Source organism: Gordonia malaquae NBRC 108250 (genome assembly GCF_000344135.1).
Classification (GTDB): domain Bacteria; phylum Actinomycetota; class Actinomycetes; order Mycobacteriales; family Mycobacteriaceae; genus Gordonia; species Gordonia malaquae.
Map to the genome: position 1 here is coordinate 20488 of NZ_BAOP01000036.1, position 11986 is coordinate 32473.

Genomic DNA, 11986 nt, shown 5'->3' on the forward strand with positions numbered 1-11986 from the left:
CATGTCCAGAGCGCTCCGGCGAGAGAAATCCCACTGCATGTTCTTCGTATGCCCGACAAACGTTACAAATGGCGCTCTCTCGAAGGGATCCTCTCCAATACCCCGCCGGCGAAGACGTCGTACAGGGGCAGCGATTCGAGGTGAACGTAGCCGATGTGGCAGTCGCACTGCAGGAGCGGACACGCGCGGGGACGGAGGCCGTCTGCATATGAGCCGTCGTACAGATTCCCGAGGACGTCGTCGACGAAGTGACATCGCCGCACGGTGCCGTCGCCGTCGACGGAGATCACCGATTCTCCCGTCCGACAGCCGACGCCGATCGACCGATGCGGATGTCTGCTGAAGCCGAACAGCGGATCGATGGTCTCCCATTCCGAGGCTTCGTCGTCGGAGTAGGTGTGGCCTTCCGCGGCGTTCACCCACAGGTAGACGTGCGCGGGAAGTGCCTCGCGGATCGTCCGCGCACTGTCGGCGTGCTCTGGCAGCCCGACGACGCCCACACTGAAGCGCACGCCCATGTCAGCGAGCTCGTTCGTCTTGGCAAGGAACCGATCCTGCGGCGTCTGCCCCGGATGGTAGGTGCACCAGAGTGCGACCACGTCTCGGTTCGCGTCGTCGAGCCAACCCGTACGACAGCTCAGGTTGGTCTGGATCGCTACTCGACGAACGTTCGGCAGGTGTGACAGTCGGACGATCGCACGGCGGTACCAACTCCGGACCAGACCTTCACCCCAGGGCGTGAAGAGCACGGCGATCTCGCCGGGTTGTGCCGCGACCCAGTCGCAGAACCTCTCGAGGGCCGCTCGGTCGGCGCGAAGAGTCGTCGGGTTGTCCCGGCGTTTGGCGAACGGGCAGTAGGGGCAGTCGTAGTCGCAGGAGGCGAGCGGGCCGCGGTAGAGGATCGTCAGCACGGTCAACGACGTTCGTACGCTGCCATCGCCGCCGTGACGACGGGCGAGAAGAGTTCGGGTCCGAGGCTGTCGGAGTATGCGAGGCCTTCGCTGGTCAGTCGGAGGACATCGTTGTCGTCGACGAGCCAGCCGCGGTGCCGCCAACGATCGAGGACTACCCCGAAATGCCGGTCCGGGTCAGCCTGAAAGCGCTGCCGATAGTCGTCCACCGACATCCCTTGCGCCTGCAACACGGATTGGAGAAGGTGCCGCCTGCGGCGTTCGTCGTCGGTCATGGTGATGCCGCATTCCGCGTACCGGAAGTCATCGGTCGTCCGGCCGACGAAGTCGTCGATGATGCCACGCACCTGCCTCGCATCGACCGCGTAATCGAACGAGTAGTGGACATCGCGGGTGTAGCTCCGTGCTCCACAGCCCAGCCCGACCATGCCGTCACTCTGGCACGCGTAGTCGTCAGGTCCGAGATCTGGTGCGTCGACTCGTCGGAACATGCGCATCGACTCCTGCGTGTAACCGTTCTCCAGGAGATGGTCGCGGCCGACGCGGTACAGCTCGAGCCTGCGAGCGTCCCACTCACGGTCGACGAGGGGCGCTCGGCGAGCGAGTCCGGTCAGCGGGCGCACATACAGCGGATAGAGATACAGCTCCTCCGGGCGCCACTCGAGCGCCGCGTCGATCGACGCGACGAACGAATGGGAGCTCTGTCCGTCGATGCCGTAGATCAGGTCGATGTTGAGTGCCGGGATCGCCGCGTCCCGCACCGCTTGCAGCGCGGTGTCGACGTCGACCCGACGTTGCGGACGCACCGCCGCCTTCGCTTCGGACGGATCGAACGACTGCACTCCGAGGCTCAATCGTGTCGTTCCCCGGTCGGCGAGCACACTCAGCCGATCGGGTGTCGCGGTCGAGGGCGAGGCCTCGACAGACAGGGGGACGGTTCGCAGATCTGAGCCGGTGATCGACTCCGCGATGTCGAAGACGGTGCTCAACTCGTCCGGCGTGAGAAAGGTCGGCGTTCCGCCGCCGAATGCCGCCGTCGCGGTTCGTGCAGACTCCGACAGCGCGTCGCTGACGGCCTCCGCCTGTCGTTTCAGGGCGTCGAGGTAACGGGATGTCAGATCAGGTGAAGCCCCGACCTGCGTGAACAGGTTGCAGAAGCCACACCGGACCTCGCAGAACGGGACGTGCACGTACAGCGACAGCGAGTCTTGCGGCTCGTCCGCCCACAAGTCGGCCAGGGAAGGACGGGGCGCCAGCGCCCGGTACGCCGTCTTGTGCGGGTAGGCGTACACGTACTGCTGGTACGGCGCCACATAGTCCGGGACGAATGAAGTCATCGAGATCCTTCGAGGAAGAAGTGTGCGTACGGCACCGTCCACACTGCCGGGTGGGCGGTGCGGTGGCCGGTGTAGCCGTCGTCGCCGTAGGCGGTTCCGTGGTCGGAGCAGATGATGACGAAGCAGTCCCGACGGCGGGTCATCGCCGCGAACAGCCGCTCGATGTGTCTGTCGACATACTCCAACGCGGCGGCGTGCGACGCCTTGTCGTCGCCGTCGATCGCGGAGCGACCGTCCACGTAGAACCAGTTCGGTTGGTGGATCGCCGCCACGTTGACGAAGAGGAGCAGTGGCTCGTCGTCGACGCGCGCATCGACGATCTGCTCGGCGATCGTCACCTGATTCTCGAATGACGCCGGCGCGGTGACACCTGTCTCCCGCGACCAGTGCGCCTCGTCGAAGAGGTTCGGAAGCACCGAACCGAGTGCCGTCTCACCGTTGAAGAATCCGACACCGCCGATGCACGCGGTGCGATATCCGACGCTCCGCAATCCCTCGACGAGGGTCGCCTCCGGAAACACGAAGGTGTCCGCGGCGGTCGACTCGCTGCCACCGAACGCAGCCGCGAACAGTCTCGGATGTGGCCCCGGACCGTCGGGAGTGGGAAGGAAGCCGGAGAAGAAGGCGTGATGGGCGGCGTACGTGAAACTTCCGGGCGAGTGCCTCCGCTCCCATTCGCCGTCGGGCAGGTGCCTGGCGAGATTGGGAATCCGCCCGTCGGCCGCGAGTTCGGCGGCGACATCGAACCGCAGGGTGTCGAGGGTGACCATGAGAATGTCGTGCGAACCCACGACGCGGTTCATGTCCGGGTCACGCAGCGTCATCACACCTCCACCCGTCCAATGCAGCGATCTGAGCGTCGTAGGTGTCGAGCCCGTCCGCCCGGCCCGGCAACCCCGCGAGTCCTGGAAGAAGATCGCCGAAGGCGTTCACCTCCCCGACGACGACTCCTCGCCATCCGGACGTCGGCAAGAGGTCGACACCGACGCAGAAGGTTCGGGGAAAGCACCTGGCCGCGTCCTCCGCGACACCGAGCACACCGTCCCAGTCGACGCCCGCCCGCCTGAATCCGTTCACGGCCACGGTGAGATCGCCGCGTGTGCCACCGAGATGCAGATTTGTCATGGGCGACGCCCCGAGACGCAGCACCGCATGGGTCGCCACACCTGCGACCACCACCACCCGCAGGTCAGCGGACCGTCCGCCGACCGTCGGCTTCGGAATCCACGCCTCGATGTGGAGGTTCTCGGGCGCGAGCGCGTCGATGAGTGACGCGACGTCACGTTCTCCACGGTATGTCCGGACACGAAGCGAGTTGTACGTGCGGCCGTCGCACAGTTCGGCGCTGCTGCGCGCCTGCACTCTCCCGCCTGACGCCGTCTCGACGGCCACTACGCCTGCCGCTGACGATCCGTGTGCAGGTTTGACGAAGAAGCGCCGCATCCCCGCGTCCGACGTCAGTCGCCGAACCTGCGTCCAATCCGCCACAACCTCGCCTCCAGACGTCGGGGACGCTGGGACCGGAACACTTGCTCGCGTGAGGTCCTCGTGGCAGACACGTTTGTCGAAGAGGATCGCGATGTCGGCGGGGTCGGAGAGCAGACGTCCGCCACGCACGGACGACGCCGCATCACAGAACCGCTGATACCAGCGCGGCCCGTCGCCGATTCGCGTCTGATCACCAGGCCCGCGGAGCAGCCTGTCGATATCCGCGCTGTCCCCCGGCGAATCGAGCCAGACCGTGTCCGTCGGCGACGCCTCGACACCACCGTCATTCAGCACCTGTCCCCAGCTGATGATCCGAGCCTCCGGTTGTCCGGATCGCTTCAGGGCGTCCCGTATGAGCTGTGTTCGGCGACCCGTCGGATCGCCGATGACAACGAGTTCGCGGGTCATTCTCCGACAGCGACCGAGCGATACACCGTTCCGTCGTACTCGTCAGCGTCTGCGTCCCCGGCGTCGGCCTGAACCTTGCCCACGAAGCGGTCGACGATCCGTTGCCGAACCGAGTCAGTCAGATAGTTGTGGGTGAGGTCGATCGATTCGAGGTGGTCCAACGACTGGCCTGCCAACAGCGCCTCGGCGCCCTCGTCGAGCAGCACACCCATGGACAAGTCGAGGTGGACGATCCGCGCGGTGATCGCCGCCACCGCGACAGCACTCGCGATCTCCGTCTCGATGTCGCTGTTGCGCAACGCCAACCGCTTGAGAGCAGGCAGCCGATCGCCTTGCAGAATCGGTGCGACATCGTCGATCGACGCGTCGCCACCGTAGTCTTCCGTGCCCAGCCACAGTTCGAGGTCGGTCAGATTGGGAAAGTCGGATGCAGCGACCGCTCGCACGACCGCAGCGGGCAATCCCCCCGATTCGATCAGAAGCCGGTTGAGGCCGGCGTGCCGAACAGGCTGTAGCTCAAGGCTCGTTCCTCCGCGGATGCCGAGTTCGTTGAGATTCGGGTACGCAGTCAGCAACGCCGTCAGATCGGATTGCACGATCCACGAGATCTCGCAGTCCTCAAAGGTCATGTCACCGATGAACAGCGCACGCAGTGCGGTGAGCTTCGGCGCTGCCGCCACCAGGGATTCGACAATCGCCGCTGAGCTGACGTCGTACGGGTCGTTCCACCCTCCGACGACCAGTGCGGTCACAGCGGACGGATCGACAACCGAAAGGAACCGCTCGAACTCCTCTGACCAGGTGGGGTCCGAGTCGTACGTGGGAACCGATACTCGCCATGCGACCAGGGTCTCGGGCATCGACACCGGCGGCTGGTCCTCGGCCGGAAAGTTCACTACCGGCAGTCCGTGAAACTGCGACAGATCATTGCTCAACACCACGCGACATCTCCCCTTCTGCGGCGAGCCTCGAGCGCGCCTCCCCATGCGATTATGCACGAATTGACCGAGCCGGACGGACCAAGCGCCACCTGTTGTTCCACGTGGAACGTCAGCCGGTGAACCGGGCCCGCCAGCCATGCGATGGGGTCGTCAGCGCCGATGATGCTCCAAGAACCCGACGACGGCTCGAACCGTCTGTTCCGGTTCCTGTTCGACGGGATAGTGTCCCGAGCGATCCAGGACGATGCTGCCGACATCTGTCGCCAGTGGCCGAAGGCCCTGCGCAACGGCCGAACCCATCGCGTAGCGGCCGCCCACGGCGAGGACCGGAACCGCAACCGGGTCGAATCGAAGCGCGTTGATGTCCGCCACGTCGTCGTCGCGTGTGCGGTAGTAGCCGAGACCGGCCTCGAGCACACCCTCCGTCCGATACGCGTCGATGTACGACCGCAGGACGAGCTCGTCGAGCCCTTCCGGGCCGGCGCTCTCGCTCAGGAATGTTCCGTAGTAGGCGTCCTCCCGTCCCGGGACCAGCGTGTCGGCGAGGCCGGGAACTCGATTGAACGGGCCGTGCCAGGACGGGTAGTGGGCGGCGCCCGGTTCGGGGATCTCCACGTCGACGCCGGGCGCGATCTCCTCTTCGACGACGAGGCAGACCACCGAGTCCGGCGCGGCCGCCGCCAGCAGGAGCGCAACCGTCGCTCCCCAGTCATGCGCCACGAGGGCGAATCGTGTCACCCCTCGCCTTGTCAGTTCCTCCCGCAGTCGCGCAGCGAGATGGGCCTTGCGGAAGCTGCTCACGCCCGTCGCGGGAACGCCCAGACCTGGCAACGAGATCGCCGTCGGCGCGAAACCGGCGTCGGCAAGGCGGGGCGACAGGTGTCGCCAGTGGTCCTGCGTGACCGGCCAGCCGTGCAGAAGGACAACGGGCAGACGGTCTGACGTGGAACTCATCGGTCCATGATCCCTTCACCGAGTTCACGCCACACATCGACCTTCAAACGAAAGAAGACCGATGAGCATCTGCTCATCGGTCTTCTATCACTACTTGGGCATATTTGGAAAAGTACCTGACCACTGGGTTGATGATCGCGCGGGTGAGCTCTGGCACACCTCGATCTCCGCTATGGCACACCCGTGGCAGATTCAGGGCGCAGCGGGACCCGTTTCGGGCTCATCGGATGATCGCAGGGCATCGGCCAGCAGAGGAAGATGGGTTTCGATGACGTCGCGGACGACCTCGGTGTCGACGCCGAAGTACTGGTGGACGAGGATGTTGCGGAAGCCGCGGATCTGGGGCCAGACGATCCTCCGGGTGCGCCTCGATCACCTCGACCGGGAGATCGTTCGCCGCCTCCCCGATAATCTGTAAAGTTGCGCTCGATAGCATCCTCTGCCATGTCGATGAAATTGGGGTCCTGCGACTCGATTGCGCTGACGTAACGCCGACCTTTAGGTAGTCCCCGCCTGCTGAACTTCATACGCTTTGAGTGCTGGAAACCTCCGTACCAACTCCTTGGCCTCGGACTGAACGTGCCCGGTCATTCGTGTCGCACGAATGACCAGAGGCGCAATCTGCTCACGACGCCACCGTCCGTAACGCTGCGGACGTTTGATAGCCCGATCCCACTTCGAGATGGCTCCTTCGGGCAATCCTACAATGAGTGAATTGACCCGGGTTTGATGGAGACAGGTTTGACCGGAAGGGACACTTGTTTCATGCCTCGCCCATCGAAGTACTCACCCGAGTTGCGCGACCGTGCCACACGGATGGCCATCGACGCCCGGAAGGATCCCGAGACCGCGCCGGGCGCGCTGGCCCGGATCGCTAAGCAACTCGACATCAACCCCGAAACTCTGCGGAACTGGGTCCGCCGCGTCGAGGCTGGCCAAGCCGATACGCCTGGGATCGAGACAGTCTCCGATATCGAGCGGATCCGCCGGTTGGAGAAGGAGAACGCCGAACTGCGTCGGGCGAACGAGATACTGAAGACAGCCTCGGCTTTCTTCGCGGCCGAGCTCGACCGGCCACACCGCTGATCGTCGCGTTCATCGACCAGCACCGACATCGATGGCCCGTTGAGGCGATCTGCACGGCCCTGTCGCAGGCGGGCTGCGCGATCGCGCCATCGACCTACTACGCCGCCCGCACCCGGCCACCGTCAACGCGGTCCGTGCGCGATCAGTACCTCACGACCCAGATCATGCGGGTCTATGAGGCCTCCGGCGGCATCTACGGACGCCGCAAGATCCGCGCCGCACTCCACCACGAAGGAATCACCGTGGCCAAGTGCACGATCGAACGATTGTGCGCTGAACTGGGGATCCGCGGGGTGGTGCGCGGTAAGTTCCCGCGCACCACCCGCCCTGCGCCGGAGACCGAACGCCCGGCGGATCTGGTCGAGCGACAGTTCCGTGCTGAGGCGCCGAATCAGTTGTGGGTCGCCGACATCACCTACGTGCGGACCGAGGCCGGCTGGGTGTACGTGGCGTTCGTGCTGGACGTGTTCTCGCGGATGATCGTCGGCTGGCAGACCTCGACCCGAATGTTCGTCGACCTCGCCATCGACGCCCTGGCGATGGGATTGTGGCAGCGCCGGCGGGCCGGGCACGACCTGACCGCGCTGATCCACCACTCCGACCGCGGCGTGCAATACCGAGCCATCCGCTACACCCAGGCCCTCGACGAGGCCGGCGCCATCGCCTCCGTCGGCTCGCGCGGGGACTCCTACGACAACGCGATGGCAGAAGCCCTGAACTCGTTGTACAAGCACGAGCTGATCTACAAGAACGGACCGTGGACAAGCACCAACGCCGTCGAGATCGCCACCGCCGAATGGGTCCACTGGTACAACACCACCCGCCTGCACTCAGCGCTGGATTATCAACCACCCGCGGCGATCGAAGCCGACTACTGGACCCAGAACCCGGTACTCGAACTCACCTCACAGAACAACTGATCGGTCTCCAACAAACCCGGGTCAATTCAATGCGGACCCAGACTCCGGCGAGCTGCCACTGCGTGAACAAGGCGTAGACCCGCCACCACGGGCCGTAGCAGTCTGGAACGTCTCGCCATGGGCAACCGATCCGGGTTCGGTACCGGACGCCGTCGATCAGCGATCGGAGACGGTATCGGCGGAGCCTGCCGAGTCTGGGTGGGGTCGGCAGAAGTGGTTCAAGAATGCTCCACTGCCTGTCGGTCAGGTCGTGGCGGGCCGATGCCGATACGGTGGCCATGGGAGGCCTCCTTGCGAGCGTTGATGATTAGACACCAACTGCGTTAGCGCGGAGGCCTCCTCTCATGCACGTCGACACGCCGACATCACATCAGCCACTTTCGTAACAGAACCTAAGCCCCAGTGTCCTTCCCCGCATCACACAGTCACGACAACAGAGCCTGTGTTGCCCAACCACGCCTATAGCACCCTGGCCTCCTGCCGAGTCAACGGAAATCGCCGCTACAACCGAAGAAGCGGCCCCGTACGCCACTCAGGACCGGCTTCTAGGCTCCTCTCGAACCTCCCCAAGGGATGCTCAGCACACGAAAAGGCCCCAGGGCGATCACAGCCTGGGGCTTTTCCAAATCCATCGAGGATACTTTTCCAAATATCCCTCTTGGGCATGTTTGGAAAAGCACCTGACCAGCATTTACATACAGAGTTAACGCAAGTTCGGCACACCGGATTCTTCGCTGTGGCACACCCTTTCGCGCGGTGCCCGGCCATGTATGTCGCCACAACCATGCCTCGTCTAAACACGGCCTTCGCCGCCAAGTAGATGCTCTGGTGAACTCTGTTACTCGATTCTAGACTGGCCGGTCGAGATAGTGCCGCGCTCCGGAGCGGACGCCGCACTCAACCCTAATCGCGCGCGACACGCTCCTAGGCATTGGACGAAATGGCAGTGTTTCGTCGATGGGATGCTTCCGCATGCCGTCATGCTCGCAGTTCGCCGTAACTCACTTCAGTCCGACAAGCAGCACTCGTTAGCAGGATCTCCTTGTTGAAGTACATGACACCCACGGATGAGGTTCACGCCCAGTGAGAGTCTCCCGAGGCGCGCCGAAGATCGCAGCGACGAATCGACCGTTACGCGCTCACAGGTACCAGGTGGCGTACGTACTCTCGGACCTCGGCGGGCGATAGATCAAGGATCCTTGCCGCTTCCCTCGCGGTGATTCTGGCTCCCTCGCCGAACATCACCTTGCGGAGAAGCTGCGACGTCTCTGGGACGATGCCGCCCGGCTCTGACCGCCGGAATCCTCGTTCAGACAACGTAATGCAAGCCGAGCGGTACTGCCAGTCGGTTAGGAGATGAAGCTCGTGCAGGCGATGGGTCATGGCCATGGCGGAAACCTTCCAGTACGAGCGAGCCGCCAAAACCCGTTCGATGTTGGCCGCCCGCATTTGTTGGCTTTCAACAGCAGTCTTCGGCATGAGGAAGCTGGACGCGAAGGCGTTCGCTTCTGCCTCTCGCTCCTTTGACGTGCTTGGATCCATTTCTAGCTCGCTGTGGAGGACGAGGTGCCCCAGCTCATGTGCGGCATCGAAGCGTTGTCGCTCGCCAGTCTTCTCGGTGTTCAGGAAGACGTAGGGGGAACCGTCGCGGTAGAAGCAGAAGGCATCGATGTCATCGTACGAGTGACTGAGCGACGCAACTCGCACACCCTTCGCCTCCAACAGATGCACCATATTGGAGATCGGCCGGTCTCCTAGACTCCATCGATGCCGTACCAGTCCAGCTGCGTGTTCCGGAGCTAGCTTGTCGAACGTGGGGATATCAGCGTCCGGAAGGCGAAAACGCTCCTCAATCGTGTCGAAGAACTCAAGCGCAAGCGAAGCCTTCGCGAGGACAGCGTCACGTCGAATCGCGCTGGTCTTGCTCAGCTTGCGGAAACTGGCCGCACCGGTTGCCACGGGCTCGATAGACTCCCGCTCAAGAAAGGCGGCCGGTACGGCTAACGCGTCGGCAAGCTTGATCAGCGTATCCTCCGCGGGCGGCCGGTGCCCGTTCTCGAAATCTGTGAGGGCTCGCGACGAGACACCACTGACTTTGGCCAACTCGGTAAGTGTGTAACCGAGACGAAGGCGAGCTAGACGTAGGCGACTTGGATTGAACATGAGCTACCGCCGCTGACAGCAGGCGGTCATCGAGGTTCGACCGGCACGTCGAATCCGTCCGGACCGTCATCGCCAGGCTGATCGAACACCGACAAGTCACCTTCCAACGGGAAGAAGCCGACGCGAATCCGATCACTCCAAGCGTTAACGCAGCCTCCGTCGGTCATGCCGGCCGGACGGGCGAGTTCTATGTAGACACCGCCATCAAGGCCTGCCCGCTCGCACAGAAGAAAATAGAACGGTGCTGAAGCTGACTCCTCGACCGGCCCCGCCGTGTCGACAGGGTCTCCGAACAAGACCGGGTGCTGCGGTCGCGGCGCGAGAGAGCCCTTTGTGGTCTTACCTTTTCGCCGAGTACGCAGCCGGCAGTGGAGCTCAGGCTTCCCGACATTGATCCCCGACGAGATCGTGAACGCGAGCAATCCTGCCGGATGCAGGAGCCTCGGCTGACCCTCGATATCGACAGCACGCCATCCGTCGGCGGTGAGAAGCTCAGTGAAATCCTCCATACCGTCCTGGTAGATGTCGGTCCCTGGGGCGGTCTTCAGCGCGTATGAGCTGCGGTTCGCAGCCCGCACAACACCGCGCCGAAGTCCGTTGTGTATCAGCTCAGTGGAGAGCCCCATCGCTATCAACCGCCGCTCGTCGTCCTGGCCGTTTGGCTGTGCGTTCACTAGCGCCATCATGGAACCCCTCTAGGTAGTTGCGTAAAACACTACCTCAATCGTGGTCCTATTTCACGCAACATGCTCGTGATGCTGCGAAGAGGAAGCTGGCTATGCGCCAGACGGGGCTACGTCCATCGCCACTGCGGCATTCGCCAGACACGCCTCACGATTACTACCCCGGGTGCCGGCCGCGGCGGATTGAAACCACGACTGTTCGAACGCGCCGTTGGTGGCGGCAAGCATGAGAGCCGGAAGCAGTCGCGTCTTGGCCACTTTCAGTGCGTGTTCTGGTGTCCATCTTTTATGTGGACCGCAGTCCGTGTCCGGACCGGACAAATGGAAACATAGCCTGAACTGGCCGTTTGCCGAGCATTCTCGACGAGTGTTTGCCTACGGGTTGCCCGAGGCGTGGAATCACCTGCGGAAGCACAACGCTTCCACCGCACACCGGATCTGAAGTGAGTATCGCCGATTCGAACGCGGTTGTTACACAGGCCGATTGGCCTGTTCCGACTTTGGGGGTCACCTATGTTGCGTCGTATCGCGACACCACTCGTCCTTGCCATCATCGCCGCGTTCGCGTTGGCCTCAAGTTTGCTCGCCGGACCTGCCGATGCCCGGACCCATCACACACGTGAAGGTGTCGACATCACCCTCACCGCATCCAAGCTCCGTGCGAAGAAAATCCCCGCGCTGGACTCCTCACCGTTCTCCGGCGAAGCACTGCTCTCCTCGGACGTGCACGCGGCCGTCCGCAACATCGACGGCAAGACCGTTCGGGCCACGGTGGAGGTCGGTTACCAGATCGGCTACCCCGTCTCCGTCGCGCCCAACGGCGTGAAGGTCACCGCGCATACTCCCGAGTTGAAGCTGACCGGCGGAGTGAACGCCAAGATCGCACCCGAGGTCACCATCTCGGGTTCCGGTGGTGGCGGCAAGATCGGCGAGATCGGCGCCGAGCTCGGTGCTGAGGCGACCGTGATCCCGTCCGCGGATCTCGAGTTCGAGGTCGGAGCGGGCAAGATCACCACCGTCACCCTCGCTGAGATCGCCCTAACTCAGCCGACTGCCGACATCGTCCTGTCCGGCATCGAACTCAACACCACCAAC

General features: G+C 63.5%; 13 protein-coding genes. 3 read left to right on the top strand and 10 right to left on the bottom strand.

Annotation, left to right across the window (positions count from 1 at the left end; translation table 11 throughout):
• Nucleotides 1-62: 62 nt before the first annotated feature.
• The 7 genes from GM1_RS18335 to GM1_RS23025 form a co-directional block, all read right to left on the bottom strand.
• Nucleotides 63-911 carry an STM4011 family radical SAM protein gene (locus GM1_RS18335; RefSeq protein ID WP_157436181.1) on the bottom strand — a complete coding sequence of 283 codons (849 nt, stop codon included), beginning with the start codon at nt 909-911 and terminating at the stop codon, nt 63-65.
• Nucleotides 912-913: 2 nt separating this feature from the next.
• On the bottom strand, nt 914-2248 hold the full coding sequence (locus GM1_RS18340; protein ID WP_008381333.1) for an STM4012 family radical SAM protein: 1335 nt from the start codon (nt 2246-2248) through the stop codon (nt 914-916).
• Nucleotides 2245-3072, bottom strand: a complete 828-nt coding sequence (locus GM1_RS18345) for an STM4013/SEN3800 family hydrolase (protein WP_008381334.1) — start codon at nt 3070-3072, stop codon at nt 2245-2247. The genes GM1_RS18340 and GM1_RS18345 overlap by 4 nt, the downstream gene beginning before the upstream one ends.
• Nucleotides 3059-4144 (bottom strand): STM4014 family protein, encoded by a 1086-nt coding sequence (locus tag GM1_RS18350; RefSeq protein ID WP_008381335.1) that lies wholly within the window; start codon nt 4142-4144, stop codon nt 3059-3061. Before GM1_RS18350 ends, GM1_RS18345 begins: the two co-directional genes overlap by 14 nt.
• A complete protein-coding gene (locus GM1_RS18355; protein ID WP_008381337.1) occupies nt 4141-5085 on the bottom strand; it encodes an STM4015 family protein in 945 nt (314 codons plus the stop codon). The genes GM1_RS18350 and GM1_RS18355 overlap by 4 nt, the downstream gene beginning before the upstream one ends.
• A gap of 150 nt (nt 5086-5235) precedes the next feature.
• Nucleotides 5236-6039 (bottom strand): alpha/beta fold hydrolase, encoded by an 804-nt coding sequence (locus GM1_RS18360; protein ID WP_008381347.1) that lies wholly within the window; start codon nt 6037-6039, stop codon nt 5236-5238.
• A 192-nt stretch (nt 6040-6231) separates the two neighbouring features.
• Nucleotides 6232-6378 carry a HepT-like ribonuclease domain-containing protein gene (locus tag GM1_RS23025; protein WP_223291352.1) on the bottom strand — a complete coding sequence of 49 codons (147 nt, stop codon included), beginning with the start codon at nt 6376-6378 and terminating at the stop codon, nt 6232-6234.
• On the opposite strand from GM1_RS23025, the gene GM1_RS23030 reads away from it, so the two are divergent.
• Nucleotides 6308-6457: a hypothetical protein gene (locus tag GM1_RS23030; RefSeq protein WP_223291298.1), complete on the top strand. Its 150-nt coding sequence runs from the start codon at nt 6308-6310 to the stop codon at nt 6455-6457. The two genes, GM1_RS23025 and GM1_RS23030, sit on opposite strands and share 71 nt — an antisense overlap.
• Before the next feature lie 347 nt (nt 6458-6804).
• Nucleotides 6805-8045, top strand: a protein-coding gene (locus GM1_RS18370) for an IS3 family transposase (protein WP_373278356.1) whose coding sequence is annotated in 2 segments (ribosomal slippage) — nt 6805-7087 and nt 7087-8045 — 1242 coding nt in all. Because the reading frame shifts where the segments join, the coding sequence is not laid out codon by codon here.
• On the opposite strand, the gene GM1_RS22080 is transcribed toward GM1_RS18370, so the two are convergent.
• From GM1_RS22080 to GM1_RS18380, 3 genes are all read right to left on the bottom strand, one after another.
• Complete coding sequence (locus GM1_RS22080; RefSeq protein WP_008381352.1) at nt 8026-8325, bottom strand: transposase; 300 nt, start codon at nt 8323-8325, stop codon at nt 8026-8028. The two genes, GM1_RS18370 and GM1_RS22080, sit on opposite strands and share 20 nt — an antisense overlap.
• An 851-nt stretch (nt 8326-9176) precedes the next feature.
• Nucleotides 9177-10208 (bottom strand): ImmA/IrrE family metallo-endopeptidase, encoded by a 1032-nt coding sequence (locus tag GM1_RS18375; RefSeq protein WP_008381353.1) that lies wholly within the window; start codon nt 10206-10208, stop codon nt 9177-9179.
• Nucleotides 10209-10234: 26 nt separating this feature from the next.
• On the bottom strand, nt 10235-10894 hold the full coding sequence (locus GM1_RS18380; RefSeq protein ID WP_008381354.1) for a hypothetical protein: 660 nt from the start codon (nt 10892-10894) through the stop codon (nt 10235-10237).
• A gap of 510 nt (nt 10895-11404) precedes the next feature.
• On the opposite strand from GM1_RS18380, the gene GM1_RS18385 reads away from it, so the two are divergent.
• The coding region (locus GM1_RS18385) for an MspA family porin (RefSeq protein WP_008381355.1) at nt 11405-11986 on the top strand (582 nt) is incomplete at its 3' end.

Excerpts from the sequence above, each read along its gene's own strand:
- GM1_RS18375 (WP_008381353.1), bottom strand. The coding sequence starts at position 10,208 with ATGTTCAATCCAAGTCGCCTACGTCTAGCTCGCCTTCGTCTCGGTTAC.
- GM1_RS18345 (WP_008381334.1), bottom strand. The coding sequence starts at position 3,072 with ATGACGCTGCGTGACCCGGACATGAACCGCGTCGTGGGTTCGCACGAC.
- GM1_RS18360 (WP_008381347.1), bottom strand. The coding sequence starts at position 6,039 with ATGAGTTCCACGTCAGACCGTCTGCCCGTTGTCCTTCTGCACGGCTGG.
- GM1_RS22080 (WP_008381352.1), bottom strand. The coding sequence starts at position 8,325 with ATGGCCACCGTATCGGCATCGGCCCGCCACGACCTGACCGACAGGCAG.
- GM1_RS18350 (WP_008381335.1), bottom strand. The coding sequence starts at position 4,144 with ATGACCCGCGAACTCGTTGTCATCGGCGATCCGACGGGTCGCCGAACA.
- GM1_RS23030 (WP_223291298.1), top strand. The coding sequence starts at position 6,308 with ATGACGTCGCGGACGACCTCGGTGTCGACGCCGAAGTACTGGTGGACG.
- GM1_RS18340 (WP_008381333.1), bottom strand. The coding sequence starts at position 2,248 with ATGACTTCATTCGTCCCGGACTATGTGGCGCCGTACCAGCAGTACGTG.
- GM1_RS18380 (WP_008381354.1), bottom strand. The coding sequence starts at position 10,894 with ATGATGGCGCTAGTGAACGCACAGCCAAACGGCCAGGACGACGAGCGG.